A 19,481-nucleotide genomic window follows, 5' to 3' on the forward strand; every position below is an offset into this window, starting at 1 on the left:
TGGCTAAAATTAGTAAGTCAAAGTATAAGGTGTTAGAGGTAATGAATTGACAGTAGTGATTGAAGAAGTCACACCATCAGTCCATATAACATCGCCAGCTTCTAAACTAATAGACAAGCTATCAGTTGAAGCAGCGTCGTTGGTGTCTAAGGTTACCCAGAAGGTCTTAGAAGCACCAGCAGTAATCTCAACATCAATGAAAGTGCTAATGCCTGTATCACTAAAGTTTTGATTAGATCCACCACCAAAATTGGTTGTAGCTAAAGCTGTAGTGGCTAGACTGTCTTTATAGATAGTCAAAGCTCGGGTAGTAGCAGCTGGGATTGAAATACCAGTCTGATCCATACCAACATTCATAGTCTCTATAGTGGCTGAATAAGCTCCTACGTTAGAACTATTTGTTACTACAAACTTGGCTACTGTTTTACCAGTACCACCTGTGCTTGCACCTGATGGAGAATCAGAGGCAAAGGTAGCTGTTAGTTTGGTTCTGTATACTGTCATTTGGTTAGTAGTGACATCAGCATCTGGAGAAGCTGAGAAGTCCAAAGTACCACCAGTTAACTCAGTACCAGAACCAACGCCGAAGGCTGTGACGCCCTCATTGCCACTACTGTAGTTGGCCAAAATAGCCAAAGTGTGTGTGGAAGCAGAAACCGCACCGTCGCTATATGGTGAAACGTCAGCTTTCACAGTAACTATAACAGTAGAAGAAACTGGGATATTGATATCCAAACTACTAAATGTGGCATGAACATAAGTAGATGTAGCACTGGTAGTGTCTAACTGCACAGTATTACCAACCTGCTCACCACCAACATAAAGTTTTAGGTTCTTCAAAGTACCAGTAGCAGCATCAGAAACATTGTCGCTGATTACCAATTCAGTAATATTGACAGCTTCTGAAGCATCGGCGGTCAATCTAAACTTGGCTACTTCATAACCAGTAGCACCCATGACCAATTGCTGGGCAATGGCTGTATCTGGATCAGCAGTAATGGTCAAATTACCAGCAGCGGCAATATAACCATTTTGCAAATTTGTATCAGTTGAATAGCTAGCATCAGCAGAGGTGTTAACACCAGTAGCTGTGATAGAATCCACTATGATGACTGGACTCAAAACTGTAGCCGAGTCTTGGACTGATGATTTAATGTCAGCATAAACATCAACTACATATTGTTCGCCAGAAGCGATTCTGACAGCTGGGCTTGGTGAGAATGAATATGAAGTGGCTGTACCACCGGCATTCAAATTACCAATGGTTGTACCCAATTGAGTGCTGCTATGCATCAACTTCAAGTTTTGGAAGTTGTCTCCCATTTGAGAAACAGCTGAAGCATCCAACATAGCAATTTGAGTGACATCAACAGCTTCACCAGAACCAGCGGTGATGGTGAATGAAGCAATCTTTGCTCCAGTAGCACCAGCTACACCAGTTGGATTGCTTGAGCTCTTGTCACCAAAGGCTGTATTTTCAGCTACAGAGACTGTACCTGATTTGACAGTCAATAGACGGCCAGCTTGAGCAGTGGTGCTCAAAGAAGTCAAAGTTGACTGACCAACAGCATTGGATGAACCAGCTTGCAAGTCGATCCTATAAGTATCATTTACGCCAACTGTAGAATCGCTGGTATCAGCTACTACAGTAACATATTTATACTCACCATTTGGTACTACAAAAGTATTACCAAAACTATAGGTGGTTGAATCAGTACCGTCATCGCACTTCAAAGTGGAGTCAGTAGTACCGATCTGTGAACCATCCAATAACAATTTTACATTGTCTAAATAACTAACAGCATCAGAACTATAACAATCAATTGTTAAGCTCTCAACCTTTACATCCTCGCCAGCAGCATAAAAGCTGTATTTGGCAAGTGTAACTCCACTGGCAGCATCAGCAATGTTGCCTGATGGCGAGTCAGTGGCCAGACCAACAGTAATGGTTCCACTATCAATAGTGGTACCAGAACCTGTGGTTGGTTGTACTACACCAAAGGCAGTAATAGTGCCAGTGATTGTGAAGGTATTAAATACACCATATTCAGTGTCATAGACTGAAACGTCTGATGATTTCTGAATAGTGAATTTAAAGGTGCGACCAGCACCGCCCATCATATCACCACGTAAAATCAAAACTTTAGTTTGACCTGAAGTGATTGTTAATGGATCACCAGATAAGTCAAAGACAACTGAGTTGTCAGCGCCAATTTCAACTGTACTACCAACTTGAACACCAGCTACTTCTAACTTCAAATTTTGAATATCAGTAGAAGCAATAGTGCCCACCATAGTCATTCTGATGCGACTTATTTCCATATCCTGATCAGTAGCTGTCAAATTCATCCTCCAAAGCTCTCTATTGGCTTCGTCGGCTTTAACAGTTGTTGGATAAGTTTTATAAGATGTAGCATGTACATGACCTAGGTCAGCTACAGCGGTTGTTTCCATGACATTACCTGTCAATGGAAAACTACCATTAATAGCACCACCGGCAGTAACTACATCTGAAGCGCTATTAAGACCAAAAGCAATGGTTTTGCCAGCTACTACAGAAGTAGAGCCTCTGGCCAAATCACCCTTCAAAGTAATAACTTTACTTGAACCAGCAGGCACTGTAAATAGACCGGCTGAATTACTGAAAGTAACTACTTTATCACTGAATGAAGTGTACTCAGCTAAACGAGTATCACCTTCATATAGATACAAAGTGCCTAAGTCAGCATCAGAAGCAATTCCAGTACGAGTAAACTTAAGAGTGTTTACTTGTGAAGCTTCAGATCCAGCAGTAAATTTTACTGTTGTAAATGGAATTAAAGCTTGTGGATATTCATTGGCTGTACTATCAGATAAAATCTGACTAGCTCCTGGGGTGTTGTACAAAGCAACACTTACGTCACCACCAATAACTACTGGAGGTTGTGATGTTTCGCCTGGCATATAGCCTGACAAAGCGGCTTCTTCACCGGTGATAGATTCACCAGTTGAATAACCTGATACGCTTGATACTGTGACAGCATTGCTGTATACGAAGCCATTGGCTTCAAAAGCATCTCCGTCAGCAAATGGTCTGACCATTCCACCTTCTACATAATAGTAGTCACTGCCCATTTTGAGCAATGTACCATCTGGATAGGTGTTTGATAAGTCAGAACCTGAAGTGTAGCTTGATGAAAAGTAGCCTGGAATAGCATCCAAAACTCTTGTATACCAAGTTGCACCGTATAGTGTTTCAGCTACTTCAGCAGTTGGAATCCAGTGTAGTACTCCGCCTGGACTTACTGCGTAAATTTTAGCTGTATTAGAGTGGGTGATTAGTTTAGTACCTGGTCTATAGGTAACAGCACCACCATCTTGATACATATCCAATTCTGAAACTGGAACTCTGACAACATCGTCAAAGTTTGCGTACCAAGTGTAGTATGTCTTCTGATCTGGGAAGACATATTTCATGCCGTCTGAACCAATGTAGTAAACAGCAGCACCTGAAACTCCTTCTAGAGCAAGCAGTGAGCCTGCTCCATAGTTACCTTCTGCCTTTACGGTTAATCCACCAAGGGACCATAGGACAGTGGTAACCACTAAAGAAAACACCAATAATTTTTTTACTAAGCTCATTTGTTTTCTCCTTTTAAAAGTTCTCTAGATACCATCTTAACCGTTGAATTATAGACACCCTCTGTACGCGATATATCAGCGGGCTAAAACCATTGACTTTAGCGCCCACGGCATGTGCCATGCCGACCTTTCTGGTCAACTAAAGTAATAGGCCTACAAATCAAACTGGAAAAAATAAATTATCTAGGAACACTAATTAAATTTCCCAATAAGCGTACGTACGCTTATGGGATACAAACCCTAATTCGCGCGCGATTAGCGATAAGTTAGGGATATCAAACTTCTGTTTTAAAAAATCTGATACCCACAACCTATCGCGACGCGTCCTACGTGGACACAGGCAAATATAGGGTTTATGTAAGTTATTTAGCTCGGACTCGACTAAGCCTAAGCTTTGTTAATTATTAATATTGAATTAGTAAAGTTCGTTATCAGTCACAGCCTGTTTGGGATCCAAAAGTGGATCTACCTTTATAGCCGAGGCTTGCAAATCAGTATTTATCTCCGGAGTTTGAGGCACATCATCTGATTTGGTTTCAGTCTCTGAGTCATTTTCATCTGTACTAGATGTGTTGTCATCACTTGTTTCAAGTAAATCTGCTCCCAAGATATTATTATTATTTATGGCATCCTCAATTTCTTTTAATACCACTTCTGCTCTTTGATATTCTTCTTTTATTTGAGCAATCATTTCATAAGCATTGCGCAAAAATCCATCTTCTAGCAAAGCTTTGGCCTCATCAAGTATCAAAGCTACTTCTTCTGAATTATTAATATCTAGCCTTTCCAGCTCACCACTAGCTTGATTGACAGCCATATTTTCTTTTTTCAAAGTGGAGCCATCTTCAGCTCCGGCTACCTCAGCCATTTGCTTTACAGTATCAACTTCTTGGCTAGTTTCATCTATTTCTGAAGCAATTATTCCTTTGACTAAATTTTTGACTGATTCAGCATCTTTTTCACTGGTAGTATTATGATTGGTGTTGCCAACAAATTCACTGGTAGTAGTCTCATTGTTTATATTATTTTCAACATCAGTCTTGTCCTGCTCAGCATGACTAGCGGCCAATACTTCTTCGTGAACTTCCAGAGCTAGAGCAACCGCTTTGTCTTTGGACACCTTATTGGCTGCTTGTGCACTATTGAGAGCATCGGAAATATTTTGGTCAGCTGAGGCAACTTCTTTTTTCTTTTTTAGATTGTTATCAACTTCTTTACTAGCATCAGTGACTTTTTTTACCAATTCCACTACTTCTAGAGGTTTTTTTTCTTCTTTGGCTATTTTTAGTGAGCTATCAACTGCTACCACATCTTTGGTAAAATGAATCACAGCTTGTTTGATAGCTTTTTCTTGTTTTTCTGGAGTGCTATTTTCAGAGCCCAATATTTTATCAATTTCATTCAAACGCTCATTAATATGTTTGATATAGATTTCAGTTTCTTTGATTGGACTAAAAGTCAAAGTAATTTCGGCTTTTTCTATAGATCTCTTGATTGGCCAAAAAGCCTGACCTGGCACAGAAGCCTGAGCAGTGTAGCTAACACCTGTACCCATCACTATGATCAAAAAAACCGCTACCGCTCTACTAAAAGAAGGAGCCAACTTATTTAAAAGTCTGGAAGCAAACAAATCCAGCTTTTCCTTGCGGTCCAGCTTTTGTGCCTGCATCAGTCTGTTTTGAGAAGCTATTTCTGACAACAGATCAAATTTGGTTGTGGACTCCCATCTCTTATCCGGTTGAATGGACTTGAGATTTCTAATGTGGGAGATTTTTTTAGTTAAACTCATAGTTTTTATGCGCGATTATTTTATTCACTCCTTGTCATTCCGGACTCGCTCCGGAATCTACAAACTTTTAGTTTCCCGCTTGCGCGAGAATGACGAGAAGAGGTTAGCGATTATTTTATGCACTCCTTGTCATTCCGGACTCGCTCCGGAATCTACAAACTTTTAGTTTCCCGCTTGCGCGAGAATGACGAGAAGAGGTTAGCGATTATTTTTTTCTTGGATAATTTGCTTTAGCTTGTTTAGAGCCCGATGTAGTGTCACCCTGATATTATTTTTGTCTTTCTGCATTACATCAGATATATCATCAATGGAAAGATCTTCTATATATCTTAATATCAAGACTTCTTGATATTCAGGTTTTAGCTTGCGAATCTCTTGGAGTAGGACAGCAGCATCAATGGATTTGTCAACTTCAGTGGTGATACTTTTGCTCATATCAGCTAATTCACTAATATATTCTAGGGGTAATTCTTGACTATTAGATGCTCTATAATGATCAACTACTGAATTACGAGCTATTCTGAATATAAAGGCCTGAAAACTTTTGATATTTTTTTTATCTACCAAATGTTGCCAGACTTTAAGGAAAACCTCTTGAGTCAAATCTTCAGCCAACTGTCTATTAGTTACCTTTATATAGATAAATCTATATATGTTTTTTACGTATTTATCGTAAAAAAAACCGAAAGCCTCTGAGTCACCAGATTTGAGCCTTAAAAAAGCTATTTTTTCTTGTAAACTACTACGTAATGTCTTCATAGATATAGACGCAAAAATAGCCAAAATATTACACCAAGCCGAGGCTTGATAATTTTGGATTTTGCTAGCTTTATTTATTGGCTAATATTAGCAAAAATAAGCTGTAACTTAATAATTATCGCGCTTGATTTTACTTGAGCTTTAGTAAAAATTTAGATCAAATCCCACCGATTATAACACTTTTTATACCTACTGTAAAGGTATAAAATCAATATATTCAGGCTTTTTCTGATAAAATCATTGACTCTAGATTTTAGTAACTTTTTACTCTAAAAATAGTTATCCACACCTAGTAAAATTGTCTTTCTCCTTACAAGACTACCGACTTATTTATAGTTTTATTTACAGTTTAGATAATCCAAACTTATCCACATTTTTGATAAAAGGTGTAGAATAGTGTATACTTAAATTGTATTAATAAGCTTATTAATAAGCTAAAGATATGGAAAATATAATTCGTATATCTGTATCTGTGGCCGCCCGACTCTTTGGGGTTTCCTCCAAAACCATCCGACAAACTATCAAAAATGAAGAGCTTCGCTACATTGTAGTCAATGGTCGCTACAAGCTTAATTTTATTTCTCTGGTAGAATGGTCTCAAAAATCTACCAGACGCAAAAACCAACTAGCCAAAGAAGGTATTGGTCAATATATAGATAAATGGAAAATGTCCAATAAAAAATTTAGCCCCAATCCTAAACTGGCTCTGACTAAACAAAATAAAAAAGATAAGCCCGAAAAACTATCGCCCTAGTACAATTTTTTTGATATAATATTATTTATGGAATGGTTTATATATTCAATTAGCTCAATGCTGCTATTTAGCGGTATGACAGGGCTTTACAAACTCCCTACGTATAAAAATCAAAGCCGACTAGCTACTACATTTTGGATGATGGGCTTTATTTTTTTATGGGCTATTATGATATTCAATAAATTAGCCTTTAGCGTAAACCCAGAAATTTTATTTTTTGCTCTACTCTGGGGCTGTAGCTTTGCCACCCTTACTGCAATTCAGATATATCTTTTGTCTCGAATAGAAATAAACACCCTTTTTCCTATAAACACTATCCTCAGTATGATTTTTGTAGTTGCCTTTGGACTTTTGGTCTTTGCAGAAAAAATTTCTATACTACAGGGTCTAGGCATTAGTATTGCCATAGTCACTCTGTATTTTTTCCTATTTAGCAGTAGAGGAGCAAAATATTCCCGAGGAACTCTAAAATTTGGTCTAGTGATGATTTTTCTATCAGTATTTTCCAAGGTAGTCCAAAAAATTGCCGTAGACCATGTCATTGATATAAAAATTTTGATAATATACCAATTTTTATTTGCCAGTTTATTCTTATTGCTAGCCAATATAATGTACCACCGAAAATCTTGGGCAAAAAAAATATTTTCTAGGTCATACAAATCAGGGTTAATGATATCAATACCGGCCTTTTTTGGAAATTGGGCTATTATGCATGCCTTAGCAAAAGGCCCCTTCACACTAGTATATTCTATACATTCTTTTTATATATTTGGTGGATCAATTATTGGCTATTTCTTTTTTAAAGAAAAACTCACCAAATACAAAATAAGTTTATTATTTCTGGCTATTTTAGCAATTATATTTATTAGAATTGGCTAAACAAAAAACAACCCGACGTATAACCCGTCGGGTTGTTTTTTTTATTATAAACTAAGATTAATATCTATTTCTTGATTATCCCGCAATACTTTAATTATCACCTGATCCCCAGGGCGATAATTTTGTAATATAGAAGTCAGGCTCCTGGTACTTGTAATAATATCATTATTGACGGCTACTAGCTGATCATTTACTTTTAGACCGGCTTTTTGACCTGGTAGATTATAGGTCAAGGCAGTTTGCCCAGGATTATATATCAAAACCCCTTTTCTATTAAAACCGCTGTTGTTTTCCATATCCAAATAGCTAATACCCGCTATCACTCTTTCTGTACCATTTAGCAAATTTTTGATAGCCTGTTTTAGATATTCGGCTGGAATAAGCAAAGAATCTTCACCTATTTTATATACCAAGCCCAAAAGCTCTCCATTCATATTAAAATAAGGTGCCCCCATACTAGCTTTTGAATCAGCTATTTTTAGATAATAATCTATTGAGTCAGTAGACAAGTATTTATTTAAAATAAAATGATTACTACTTAAAGTACTGACATAAAAAGCGTGATCAATACTAGTTGGTATATCTATATTACTAAAAAGTGTTTCCCCTACCTTGGCGTCATCTGTAAACTGAAAATTGACCGGACTAAGCAGATTGCCATCAATCTTTATAAAAACGACTCCCGAAAATTTATCTTCTTTTAGATCAACAATATCGTAAATCCTATCTCCTAAGACCACTTTAGCTTGGCTGTTTTTGACTACTTGGTTGGTAGTCATCAACCAGCCGTCAGAAGTCACCACTATCGCTGAACCCAAAAAATCAGCTTGGGAAAAAACCGGCTCACCAACAGCGGCAATTGGCTGGACTGCCTTATACACTCCAGCTACGTTGGCTGATTGTTTTTTGGCAAAATTGGTCAACGGTTGCTCCAAATTGATTTTTATATCAGTTGGCGTATTTGATGAATTAAAATAATTGACAGAATTTGCTGGTAAAAAATAATTGGCCACCAAATAACCACCAAAACCAGCTATTAATCCCACAAAAACTGCCCAAAAAGTCAGATTAAATAAAGATGGCGGACGATTGGTAGTAGGCCTTTCAAAATGCTTTGTTTTCTCTTCCATACTTAAATTATCTTAGCGAAGTAATTAATAAAAGTGTCACTGACAGCATAAATAAGCCCAAATATAGCTTAAAATACTTCAATTGATTGGCTGTGTTATCTATTATAAAGAAAAACCACAAAGTTGCAATAGTGCCGGTCACATAAAAACTAAGTGGGGCAAAATATAAAGCAAAGCTCAGCTGAGCTGACAAAAAGGCAGCAAAAAAAGCATAATACCAATTAAAATCTTCTCTGGTCCTTATAATCTCCAGAGACCAAAAAAATGACGCCAAAAATACAACTACCAAAGCATAAAGAGCTGGAAAATTTACAAAAATTATCAGCGAATAAAGACTGGCGGACAAAAACCAGAAAGATAAATAATAGAAAAATTTGTTGACAGCTAAATACTCCCTACTTTGTATATCTTTTATATCTCTAAAATATTTTTTTAAAATATGCCACACCAGAAGCCAGGCCGCAGATAAGATAAAAGATAAAACATAACGTAAAGCATCTGAATCTAAAATAATTAAAAACAAAAACTGAGAAATATAAGCCACCAGTAGATTTAGCCACAACAATTTAAAATTAAAAAATCTAGACCTAGCCAATATACGTCCGACAAATAATATAGACAAACATGAAATCGCAACAAACCACCAAATACCATCTTGATTTTTAAAAAACAACCAAAAAGTAAATAAGATTACTAGCGGACTAAAAAATGGTGCTAAATATCTAAACATTTGATAAAATATTTCTTAGATTTTCTATTTCTACTGACAACTGTGGCAAAGCAGTTGATATCTCCAATAAATTTTCTTGCGCCAAAGTCTTCATCTGCACCTGATTAGTCAAAAGATAATTCTCCCAAGCGTCTATAGCCAAAAATAATTTGATATGCACCTGACCGATATCTTTGTTGTTTGAGCGAAAATCCAAAAGATCCTGCTTGGTCTGAGAAATATTCTCCAAAGATGGATCTTGCGATATTCTGGTCAACCACGGTCTGATATGCTCTGCATAATCCTCAACTGAAACCAAAGGCGGCAAATTTTCTATTTTATTGTTAAAAACTTGTCCACTTTCGTGCGTAACTAAAACAATAATCAGCCCAGCGGCCATAAAAAATAAAAATAATATAAAAACTTTTTTTGTTTTTGAAAATTTCATAATTTCGTACCCTTATTATACCTTGTCAGGTTTTTAAAATAAAGACTCATTATTTAGCTTGTCCCAAGACTCTGATGACTCCTGCCACTGGTATATTTCCAAATGAGAAACAAATTCATCTTCAGAATATACATAATCAACTGTAATAGCTGAACCCGGTCGGTTGGAATAGCTGGTTTTTTTATCCAACACTTTTGGCCGAGTTACAAATTTGACCATCATTTTTCCGCTTGGACCTGAAAATTCAATAACCTCTACTGTACCAGGAGCCAAATCCTCCTGATATTCATTTTCAAAACCAAAAGTTTGTCTTATTTGTATTTTTAACTCCTTCCAACGATCTTTGGTCATATATTTACCCCGTTAAATAATATTAAGCCATTAGCTTAATATTAAATTTAAATTAAACAAATATTTTATTAATATAATTTTTATTTTTTATATATAAATACATAATAATATAACTAAAATTTAAATTTATTTAACGGGGTGAAAATTTAATAATATCACCTTTTTTTATTCCTAAAGAATCTATGGTTCCAGCTGGTAACTCCATAACCTTGTCTACTTCTAAAACCGGATAATATCTCCTGAGTTCAAAATCATTGGCCACCGCCGGCATATTTTTTTCATAATCTACAATTGTCTGATTATCAATCCATAAAAGATCAATATCAAATTTCATGCCTTTCATCCAAAATGCTGGTTTGCTTTTTTCCGGAAAGATAAATAGCATTGCCTGATTGTCGGCCAAAAAATCACGCCCAGCTAGACCCAATCGGCGACTTTGATTGTCGCTGGCAATCTCCAGATCAAAGGCTTGGCCGGCTATATAAGCTTTGGGCAAATTTTCTTCTGACTTATCAGAATCAGACCAATAGTATATACCAACCACAAAAAAGATAAACAAAAACCACAAAATACTAATTTTTTTCATCAGCTCCATTCAATTTATAATTTAACCAGCTTGATAATATAAACATAAGAGCCAATATCATAAACAAAGCTCCTATTTTTGCTTTGGTAGTAAAGACAATTGATATCAAACCAAAACAGAGACTAACTACTATAAAAAATAAAACTACCTGCTTTTGAGAAAATCCAGATCTAAGTAAACGAAAATGTAAATGATCTTGATCACCCTGCCAAATTGCTTGTTTTCTTTTTAGCCTTCTAATAATAACCCAAAAGATATCCAAAACTGGCAAACCCATGACTAAAAGTGCAGTAGCAATTTTGCTGCCCGATATTATAGATAAAACTCCCAAAGCAAAGCCTATAAAAGTACTACCGCCTTCCCCCAAAAATATTTTGGCTGGATGCCAATTGAAAATCAAAAATCCAAAAATAGATCCGCCCAAAGCCAAAGACAATATAGAAGTAGTAGAGCCGACTACATCCCAAGAAAGACTAACAATAAAAATTACTAAACTGGCTATCAGACCAATACTTGACGCCAGACCATCTATACCGTCTAAAAGCTTGGTCGTATAAGTAATACCCAAAAGCCAGATAAATGTCAGAACAATAGGTATAAAATCCAAAGGAAATATATACTCCAAATATAAAATCCCACCAGCTGGATTGGTAATATAGGCAATTTTTAAGCCAGCCAGCACTATCAATAAACAAGCCAAAATAGGCCCCAAAATACTAATATAGGGTGGTAGAGACATCTTATCATCCAAAAAGCCTCCTAGAGCCAAAATAAGGCCTGAAATAAGGAAAATCCAGACTAAATTCATGTCCATACGAGGATCTAGAAGCTGGCCTTTTTGCCATAAAATCAAAACAGTCAAAACAAAAGCTATATAAACAGCCATACCTCCCAAAAGAGGTATGGGTTTTTGATGTATCTTTCTTTCCAAATGTGGCCTATCTAAAATATTAAATCTATTGGCTAAAAATATAAACAGTCTGGAAAATATAAAAGATAGCACAAAAGATAAAAAGAAAACGAAAAAAAATTTTTCAATATTAACTGGCATTATTTTTGGATAAATAAGTATCAAGTATAGCTGTAGCCGAATGCTTATCTATATCTTTTTTGACTCCCATCCTCTCATATAGCTTGGAAGTCATCTGCTCATCAATTGTTTCCACAGGAATATCCAAATCATTTCTTAAAGTATCAACAAAATTTTGAGTAATCTCCAATCTGTCGTTGTGCTGCCCCGACAAGCTATGTGGCAAACCAACTACCACTATATCTATATTTTCTGCCTTGATAATATCTTTTATATTTTGCAAAATATTTTGGCTATTTTCTAGAATCTTAAAAGGCAAGGCTGGCCCCAGCTCATCAGCAAGCGCCAGACCTAATCTCTTATCTCCATAGTCAATGCCCAAAAGTCTTTTTTGCATTATATCATTCGGTAATAATAATAGGCCCGTCTTTGGTCACAGCTACTGTGTGCTCAAAATGGGCAGTCATAGTTTTATCTTTTGATACAACATCCCATCTATTTGGGTGAGTAGTAACCTGACCATCTCCTCCCAATATAATCATTGGTTCAATAGCAATGACCAAACCTGCAAACATTTTTTCTGTTTTTCTACCAGGATTAAAATTGGGAACTGTCGGGTCTTCATGAATCTCACGACCGACACCATGTCCCGCCAAATCTCGCACTATACCATATCCATATGGCTTTATAAATTTTTCAATCGCTTTACCAATATCGGAAATATAGCCACCTACCTTTACCTGCTCTATACCAATGTCCAGTGCTTTTTTGGTAGCAAATAAAAGTCTTTCTGATTCCGGACTGACCCTAGCTACTCCGACAGTCAAAGCTGTATCAGTATATAAATTTCTATATTTCATACCAATATCCAAACCTACCAAATCTCCTTCTGCAAAAGGTGTGTCATTTGGAATACCGTGGACTACTGTACTGTTTACAGAAACACACAAAGCAGCCGGAAAACCATGATAATTTTTAAAAGCCGGAATACCACCGGCTTTGTGGATCAAGTCCTCGGCCAGTTTATTCAAATTTTTGCCAGTCTGACCAACTTTAGTTTCTCTGGCCAACTGTCTTAATATATCTCCTAGTATTTTTCCGCCCTGACGAAGAATTTTTATTTCTTCAGGACTTTTCTGATCCAACATATTTTTTCAAATAGTTTAATATATCTTGAGATAACATTTCAATTGGCTTTTCACCATCAAAAACTTTTAGTTTACCTTGTTTGGAATAATAAGCCAAAAGCTGCTCTGTCTGGTCACGATAAATTGCCAATCTTTTTTTGACTACATCTTCTTTATCATCTTCTCTTTGAAATAATTCTCCCTGACAAATATCACAAATATCACCTTGACTAGAAGGTTTGTATTCAGTATGAAATACATGACCTTCACGGCAAATACGCCTGCCCGAAATACGACGGATTGCTTCATTATCGGATATATCAATACTAAAAACCATATCTACACCACAACTATCATCCAGAGCTTTGGCTTGAACCAAATTTCTAGGAAAACCATCCAGCAAAAAACCACGTAAACAACTCGGTGCATTAAGCTGACCTAAAACTAGATTGATGACATGTTCATCAGGGACCAGGTCTCCTCTGTCCATAATAACTTCTATTTTTTTGCCCATTTCACTACCCTTTTCTACCACATCACGCAAGACCTGACTAGTTGAAATAGCTGGAACACCCAAAAAATCAGTAATTACTTTGGTTTGGGTGCTTTTTCCGGAAGCCTGAGGACCCATTAAAACTATTTTTTTTAAGTTCTTTTCCATATATTTATTTTACCTTTACCAACCAAAATTATAACAAATAAAGGCTTCTAAAGCAAAGTCCTAATAAAAAAACAACCTTCGAGGTTAATCTAACCTCGAAGGTTGTTTTATACTATTTTTAAAATCCTTCGTAATCTCTCATTACCAATTGAGCATCAATTTGTTTTACTGTCTCAATAACTACAGCGACTGTAATCAACAAGCTAGTGCCGCCGATAGACAAAGTGGCAATGCCGGTCAAAGGTCCGACAATCAAAGGAAGTATAGCTATCAGACCCAAAAATATAGCCCCAGCCAAAACAATCTTCAACATGACAGAGTTTAAATAATCAGAAGTATAACGTCCTGGACGAATGCCCGGTATAAAACCTCCCTGTTTCTGCAAATTTTCTGCAATCTGAGTTGGTTTGAATATTACTGAAGTATAAAAGAAAGTAAATAATACAACCATTATAAAATAGAACACTCCATAAAAAAGACCATTGGCAAACAAATCTTTTATCCATAGAGAAGAGCTGGCTATCCAAGCAACCTGTGATCTCTCAAAAAATTGAGCAACCATTGGCGGAAATATAATAACTGAAATAGCAAAAATGATTGGGATGACTCCGGCTTGGTTTACGCGAAGTGGTAAATGAGTATTTACTCCTCCCACATTTCTCTGACCGACCACGTGTCTAGCATAAGACACTGGGATATTTCTAGTACCTTCAGTAATAATAACAATAGCGGCAATGGTTATCAAAGAGATAATAACAAAAACCAATAAACTTAATACCATGGTATTGTCAAAGGCAATAAAAGTATTCCTGATGGACTGCGGTAAGCTACTCACAATACCAGCAAAAATAATCAGTGATATGCCATTACCAATATGACGTTCAGTAATAAGCTCACCTAACCACATCAAAAATATAGTGCCAGCCGTAATAATAATTATAGTAGTTATCAATTGAAAAGCAGTAATATCTGCCAAAAGTCTGCCCTGAGTCTGGTTGGAAATAAGTCTAATAAATGAATAACCCTGTATAGCAGCCAAAGGTATAGTAAGCATCCTTGTCCATTGGTTTATTTTTTGTGATCCGGCTTCTCCTTCTTTTTGGATAGCTTCTAATTTTGGTACAATCATAACCAGAAGCTGAAATATAATTGAGGCCGTAATATAAGGACCAACCCCAAGCATAACTACAGAAAAATTCTGCATGGCACCGCCTGAAAACAAATCAAGCATACCCAAAACCTGATTGCCCTGGAAATACTGCTCCAAATCACTGGCATTAATACCAGGCACAGGAATATGAGCAGCAATTCTAAAAACAACCAACAGGGCTAAAACATAAAAAATACTGTTTCTGACATCTTTGGCCTTCCAAATTTGTTGTAGTTTAGCTAACATATTTTTAGTTTAAAGTTTAAAGTTAGAAAGTTTCAAAATTATTTATTTTTTTCATCTTTAGAGACACCCTCATCTTTTGGCTTTTCAACTTTTGAACTTTTTAACTTTCCAACTATTATGGCTTTACCGCCGGCTGACTCAATCTTTTCTTTGGCACTTTGAGAAAAAGCATTAGCTTCTACTGTCAAATTTTTGGTGAGTTTACCAGAAGATAATATTTTAATACCTTTGTCAATATTTTCTACAATTCCGGCTTTTAATATTGCCCTATCGTTGACAGTCTGACCATTTTTGAAAGCCTTCTCCAAATCACCAATATTTACTGTAGCCATTGATTTGTAGATTGACTTAAATCCACGTACTTTTGGAATACGAAGCAAATAGCTCTTGATACTTCTACCAGCTATACCTGCCCTTCCGCCTGAACGCGCCTTTTGGCCTTTCAAACCTTTTCCTGAATAAGTTCCTAAACCAGAAGAATTACCGCGTCCCAGTCTTCTCTTGGGCTTACGATTGGCTTTTGGTTTTTCTAAATTATGCAGACTCAACATAGTTATTTATTGATTTTATCTTTTTTAACTGGCTTATGATTATCAGTTTTTCTTACTTCATTTTTATTATCAATTACCTTGACTGACCTCTTCCTAGAAGCATCAACAGCTTTTGGTACAAATGATTGCAGTGCCTCGATAGTAGCTTTAGCATTGTTTATTTTGTTGTTGGTGCCCAAAATTTTGGCAACTACATCTTTGATACCAGCCAACTCCAAAACAATACGAACAACACCACCAGCTTTGATACCACTACCAGCTTTAGCTGGTCTAATCATTATATTGGCCGAATTTTGTCTGATATTTACCTGATGAGGAATAGTGCCTTCTATAATAGGTACTTCAAACATATTTTTTCTGGCTTTGGAGACAGCTTTGGAAATTGCCTGAGATACATCCACTCCCTTGGCAATACCAACGCCTACTTTACCTTTTTTATCACCAATAATCATAGTGGCCCTAAACTTCATACGTTTGCCACCAGCCATTACACGAGTAACACGAGCCAAGTCAACTATCTTCTGTTCAAAATCATCAGCCGGCTTGTCTGACCTCTTTCTGGTCTTTGGGCCACGTTTATTACCGAAGTTTCGTTTACCACGATTAGCCCCTCTTTTATCTGAACCAACAAAATTTTGACCTCTAGATTCAGGCTGACTCTTTTTTTCTATTGTTTGATTACCCTCGACTTTACTCGGGGTCTTTGATTTATCATCTACCATATTTTAAAATTTTACACCTGATTTTCTGATGCCTTCAGCTAGAGCCTTGACTCTACCATGATATTTATAAGCACCTTTATCAAAAACTATTTTATCAATTTTTTTGTCCATCAATTTTTTGCCAATAGCTTCACCTACCAAAGCAGCTTTTTCAGTCTTATTACCCTTGGCCTTGATTTCTTTATCACTGATAGCCGTCAAAGTCTTGCCAGCTATATCATCAATAGCTTGAGCACTAATGTGCATCAAACTTCTAAAAACTGACAATCGTGGTTTTTCTGGAGTACCTGTCATTTTGACACGAGTACGACGCTGTCTTCTGATAAATTTATCTTTTTTTAATTTGGCTTTATCTTTCATCCCGTTAGAAATTACTTTTGTAAAATATCTAATTGTTCTTTATATATTATCTAAATATACTTTTCCTAATTTATTACTCCCGTTGTCTATCATCTAATTTCTATAGGGAATATTATGATTTGACAACCTTACCAGCTTTTCTTCTGATTTGCTCGTCAACATACTTTATACCCTTTCCTTTATAAGGTTCTGGTTTTTTAATTGATCTGATTTCTGCCGCAGTCTGCCCAACTAACTGTTTATCAATTCCAATAATTTTAATCCGGTTTTTCTCTACTTCGGCACTAATCCTTTCTGGCAACGGATAATTTACCGGGTGAGAAAAGCCTACATTTAAAACAAGATTTTTACCCTGCAAAGCCACCTTGAAACCAACTCCATTTATTTCCAGTTCTTTAGAAAAACCTTCAGTAACTCCTAATACTGCATTTTGTACCAAAGTACGACTCAGGCCCCAAAGAGCTTTTTCTTGTCCGGAATCAGGATTGTTTACAGAAAAAATTATCTGGTCATTTTCTGATTTGACTGAAACGCCTTTTGGCAAATCAACACTCAAGTTGCCCTTTGGGCCCTTGATTGCTACTTGGGCATTACCCAAATCATTGGTGCTAACCTTTACTTCTACACCTTTGGTTATTTCAATTGGTTTTTTTCCTACTCTTGACATAAAATTTAGTTTAAAGTTTAAAGTTTAAAGTTTCAAGTTCATATTATACAAATCTTTGAACTTTTAACTTAGAACTTTTTACTACCATATTTCACACATTAATTCTCCACCAATATTTTGGCGTCTAGCTTCTTTGTTGGTCATAATACCTTTGGAAGTTGATAGTATAGCGATACCATAACCGTTTAATACATGTGGCAATTCTTTACCAGAAGCATAAATACGTTGTCCCGGCTTAGAAATCTTTTTGATGTGACGAATAGTCGGGCCATGATTGGTATATTTTAATTCAATATTTAACTCATCAAATTTGCCGTTTTTTACTTTGGATACTTTGCCAATATAATTTTCTGATTCTAAAATTTTGGCAACATTAAATTTCAAATTTGAGTAAGGCAAAACCACCTCTGGCTTTTTGACTGCCACGGCATTCCTGATTCTTGTTAGCATGTCTGCAATAGGATCTGTCATGTTATTTTATTTAAATTAATTACCAACTTGATTTTTTAATACCTGGGATTTCTCCCTTGTCAGCCAACTCTCTAAAACAAATACGGCATAAATCAAATTTTCTCATATAAGAACGTTGTTTACCACATCGCCAACAGCGTCTGACGACACGTGTAGAATATTTTGGCTTTTTTTTGGATTTTACAATTTGTGCTTCTGTTGCCATAGTGATTATTTTTTCTTATCTTTTTTAAAAGGAAATCCCAAGGCTCTCAATAGCGCTAGATTATCCTGATTATTTTTAGCGTTACTGACTACTGTCAGTTCCATACCATGAGTTCTATCTACATCATCCATACTAATTTCCGGAAAAACAATGTGTTCTTTAAAACCAATGGTATAGTTACCGTGATTATCAAAACCTTTTTTCAAATCCAAACCATAGAAATCTCTAATTCTAGGCAAGGTAATGTTGACCAGTCTTTCTAAAAAATCATACATTCTGTCTCCACGTAAAGTTACTTTAGTGCCAACTACCATTCCTTCACGAACTTTAAAGTTGGAGATAGCCTTGCGAGCCTTATTTTTAATTGGTTTTTGTCCAGAGATTCTTTCCAAAATAGAAGTGGCAATATCAATCCATTGCTTATCTTGAGTAGCACGTCCAATACCAATATTGAGAACTACCTTTTCTACCTTAGGCACAGCCATAATATTTTTTAGGCCTAGAGTATTTTTGAGTTCACTTCTGATCTCTTTGTTATATTTTTCTTTTAAATAAGCCATATATCAAATTAATCAATTACTTCTTTACATTTTTTACAAAATCTAGCCTTGGCTTTTCTGTTTTCACCAAGTTTTACGCCTACTTTGGAGGCTTTGTTGCACTTTGGACAAATCAACATTATATTGCTCAAATCAAGAGGGCCATTAAACTGAATACGTTGACCTTTTTCTCCTTTTTTTTGAGAACGAATATGTTTGTACATTACATTTATACCTTCAACGACAATCTTTTTCATTTCTGGCAAAATTTGAATAACCTTGCCGGTTTTACCTTTGTCTTTGCCGGTAGTTACTTGTACTTTATCATTTACTTTTATCTTGATATCCATATTTTTATAATACCTCCGGTGCCAAGGAAATAAGTTTGGTATATCCTTTGGCTCTTAATTCACGAGCAACTGGTCCAAAAATACGAGTTCCTTTTAGCTCTTTATTTTTTTTATCTACAATAACTACAGCGTTATCATCAAAACGGATATAAATACCGCTAGGACGACGTATTTCTTTTCTCTGTCTGACAATCACTGCGTGTAAAACCTGACCTTTTTTGACGGCGCTATGTGGCTGAGCGGATTTCACAGTAATAGTAATTAGATCACCAATACGGGCATATCTTTTTTTATAACCACCTAAAACCCTGATGCACTGTACCAATTTTGCACCAGAATTATCAGCAACCTTTAACATGGATCTCTCTTGAATCAT

24 protein-coding genes are annotated in these 19,481 nt (G+C 36.2%); 2 read left to right on the top strand and 22 right to left on the bottom strand.

The genetic code is table 11. The annotated features are described in order from the left end of the window. Nucleotides 1–9 precede the first annotated feature (9 nt). The 3 genes from KKH39_04735 to KKH39_04745 all read right to left on the bottom strand — a co-directional run bounded on the left by KKH39_04735 (nucleotide 10) and on the right by KKH39_04745 (nucleotide 6,169). Complete coding sequence (locus KKH39_04735) at nucleotides 10–3,621, bottom strand: hypothetical protein (protein MBU1203317.1); 3,612 nt, start codon at nucleotides 3,619–3,621, stop codon at nucleotides 10–12. 415 nt (nucleotides 3,622–4,036) lie between these two features. Further along, complete coding sequence (locus tag KKH39_04740) at nucleotides 4,037–5,410, bottom strand: hypothetical protein (GenBank protein ID MBU1203318.1); 1,374 nt, start codon at nucleotides 5,408–5,410, stop codon at nucleotides 4,037–4,039. Between the two features lie 198 nt (nucleotides 5,411–5,608). Continuing rightward, nucleotides 5,609–6,169 (bottom strand): RNA polymerase sigma factor, encoded by a 561-nt coding sequence (locus KKH39_04745; GenBank protein MBU1203319.1) that lies wholly within the window; start codon nucleotides 6,167–6,169, stop codon nucleotides 5,609–5,611. 442 nt (nucleotides 6,170–6,611) lie between these two features. Between KKH39_04745 and KKH39_04750 the strand changes: the two genes are divergently transcribed. Both KKH39_04750 and KKH39_04755 read left to right on the top strand, forming a co-directional pair. Next, complete coding sequence (locus tag KKH39_04750) at nucleotides 6,612–6,923, top strand: hypothetical protein (protein ID MBU1203320.1); 312 nt, start codon at nucleotides 6,612–6,614, stop codon at nucleotides 6,921–6,923. 57 nt (nucleotides 6,924–6,980) lie between these two features. After that, nucleotides 6,981–7,802 carry an EamA family transporter gene (locus tag KKH39_04755; protein ID MBU1203321.1) on the top strand — a complete coding sequence of 274 codons (822 nt, stop codon included), beginning with the start codon at nucleotides 6,981–6,983 and terminating at the stop codon, nucleotides 7,800–7,802. Between the two features lie 44 nt (nucleotides 7,803–7,846). Here KKH39_04755 and KKH39_04760 read toward each other — a convergent pair whose 3' ends face one another. The 19 genes from KKH39_04760 to rplN all read right to left on the bottom strand — a co-directional run bounded on the left by KKH39_04760 (nucleotide 7,847) and on the right by rplN (nucleotide 19,481). Continuing rightward, nucleotides 7,847–8,932: a S1C family serine protease gene (locus tag KKH39_04760; protein MBU1203322.1), complete on the bottom strand. Its 1,086-nt coding sequence runs from the start codon at nucleotides 8,930–8,932 to the stop codon at nucleotides 7,847–7,849. Between the two features lie 7 nt (nucleotides 8,933–8,939). Further along, a complete protein-coding gene (locus KKH39_04765; protein ID MBU1203323.1) occupies nucleotides 8,940–9,662 on the bottom strand; it encodes a hypothetical protein in 723 nt (240 codons plus the stop codon). Then, the gene (locus KKH39_04770) at nucleotides 9,655–10,089 is read right to left on the bottom strand and encodes a hypothetical protein (GenBank protein ID MBU1203324.1); all 435 of its coding nucleotides are present in this window, start codon (nucleotides 10,087–10,089) and stop codon (nucleotides 9,655–9,657) included. The genes KKH39_04765 and KKH39_04770 overlap by 8 nt, the downstream gene beginning before the upstream one ends. A 33-nt stretch (nucleotides 10,090–10,122) precedes the next feature. After that, nucleotides 10,123–10,440: a hypothetical protein gene (locus tag KKH39_04775; GenBank protein MBU1203325.1), complete on the bottom strand. Its 318-nt coding sequence runs from the start codon at nucleotides 10,438–10,440 to the stop codon at nucleotides 10,123–10,125. A gap of 130 nt (nucleotides 10,441–10,570) precedes the next feature. Further along, nucleotides 10,571–11,026, bottom strand: coding sequence for a DUF192 domain-containing protein (locus KKH39_04780; GenBank protein MBU1203326.1), 456 nt, complete (start codon nucleotides 11,024–11,026; stop codon nucleotides 10,571–10,573). Continuing rightward, a complete protein-coding gene (locus KKH39_04785) occupies nucleotides 11,013–12,077 on the bottom strand; it encodes an undecaprenyl/decaprenyl-phosphate alpha-N-acetylglucosaminyl 1-phosphate transferase (protein MBU1203327.1) in 1,065 nt (354 codons plus the stop codon). Before KKH39_04785 ends, KKH39_04780 begins: the two co-directional genes overlap by 14 nt. Further along, nucleotides 12,067–12,453, bottom strand: a complete 387-nt coding sequence (gene ruvX / locus KKH39_04790; GenBank protein ID MBU1203328.1) for a Holliday junction resolvase RuvX — start codon at nucleotides 12,451–12,453, stop codon at nucleotides 12,067–12,069. The genes KKH39_04785 and ruvX overlap by 11 nt, the downstream gene beginning before the upstream one ends. Before the next feature lie 4 nt (nucleotides 12,454–12,457). Next, a complete protein-coding gene (map, locus tag KKH39_04795; protein ID MBU1203329.1) occupies nucleotides 12,458–13,204 on the bottom strand; it encodes a type I methionyl aminopeptidase in 747 nt (248 codons plus the stop codon). Further along, nucleotides 13,182–13,844 (bottom strand): nucleoside monophosphate kinase, encoded by a 663-nt coding sequence (locus KKH39_04800; protein ID MBU1203330.1) that lies wholly within the window; start codon nucleotides 13,842–13,844, stop codon nucleotides 13,182–13,184. The genes map and KKH39_04800 overlap by 23 nt, the downstream gene beginning before the upstream one ends. A 118-nt stretch (nucleotides 13,845–13,962) precedes the next feature. Further along, the gene (gene secY / locus KKH39_04805) at nucleotides 13,963–15,240 is read right to left on the bottom strand and encodes a preprotein translocase subunit SecY (protein MBU1203331.1); all 1,278 of its coding nucleotides are present in this window, start codon (nucleotides 15,238–15,240) and stop codon (nucleotides 13,963–13,965) included. Nucleotides 15,241–15,278: 38 nt separating this feature from the next. After that, nucleotides 15,279–15,791, bottom strand: coding sequence for a 50S ribosomal protein L15 (gene rplO / locus KKH39_04810; GenBank protein ID MBU1203332.1), 513 nt, complete (start codon nucleotides 15,789–15,791; stop codon nucleotides 15,279–15,281). A gap of 2 nt (nucleotides 15,792–15,793) precedes the next feature. Beyond that, entirely contained in the window at nucleotides 15,794–16,513 is a 720-nt protein-coding gene (gene rpsE, locus KKH39_04815) for a 30S ribosomal protein S5 (GenBank protein ID MBU1203333.1), read from the bottom strand. Between the two features lie 3 nt (nucleotides 16,514–16,516). Further along, nucleotides 16,517–16,873 (bottom strand): 50S ribosomal protein L18, encoded by a 357-nt coding sequence (gene rplR, locus KKH39_04820; protein ID MBU1203334.1) that lies wholly within the window; start codon nucleotides 16,871–16,873, stop codon nucleotides 16,517–16,519. A gap of 112 nt (nucleotides 16,874–16,985) precedes the next feature. Next, nucleotides 16,986–17,540 (bottom strand): 50S ribosomal protein L6, encoded by a 555-nt coding sequence (gene rplF / locus KKH39_04825; GenBank protein ID MBU1203335.1) that lies wholly within the window; start codon nucleotides 17,538–17,540, stop codon nucleotides 16,986–16,988. A gap of 81 nt (nucleotides 17,541–17,621) precedes the next feature. Further along, entirely contained in the window at nucleotides 17,622–18,011 is a 390-nt protein-coding gene (rpsH, locus tag KKH39_04830; protein ID MBU1203336.1) for a 30S ribosomal protein S8, read from the bottom strand. Between the two features lie 19 nt (nucleotides 18,012–18,030). Beyond that, nucleotides 18,031–18,216 carry a type Z 30S ribosomal protein S14 gene (locus tag KKH39_04835; protein MBU1203337.1) on the bottom strand — a complete coding sequence of 62 codons (186 nt, stop codon included), beginning with the start codon at nucleotides 18,214–18,216 and terminating at the stop codon, nucleotides 18,031–18,033. A 5-nt stretch (nucleotides 18,217–18,221) separates the two neighbouring features. Then, nucleotides 18,222–18,776 (bottom strand): 50S ribosomal protein L5, encoded by a 555-nt coding sequence (gene rplE, locus KKH39_04840; GenBank protein ID MBU1203338.1) that lies wholly within the window; start codon nucleotides 18,774–18,776, stop codon nucleotides 18,222–18,224. An 8-nt stretch (nucleotides 18,777–18,784) separates the two neighbouring features. Continuing rightward, nucleotides 18,785–19,099, bottom strand: a complete 315-nt coding sequence (rplX, locus tag KKH39_04845; protein ID MBU1203339.1) for a 50S ribosomal protein L24 — start codon at nucleotides 19,097–19,099, stop codon at nucleotides 18,785–18,787. Between the two features lie 10 nt (nucleotides 19,100–19,109). Next, nucleotides 19,110–19,481, bottom strand: a complete 372-nt coding sequence (gene rplN, locus KKH39_04850) for a 50S ribosomal protein L14 (GenBank protein ID MBU1203340.1) — start codon at nucleotides 19,479–19,481, stop codon at nucleotides 19,110–19,112.

The sequence above is a fragment of the Patescibacteria group bacterium genome, assembly GCA_018819405.1.
Classification (GTDB): Bacteria; Patescibacteriota; Patescibacteriia; order UBA1558; family GWA2-36-10; genus XYD1-37-29.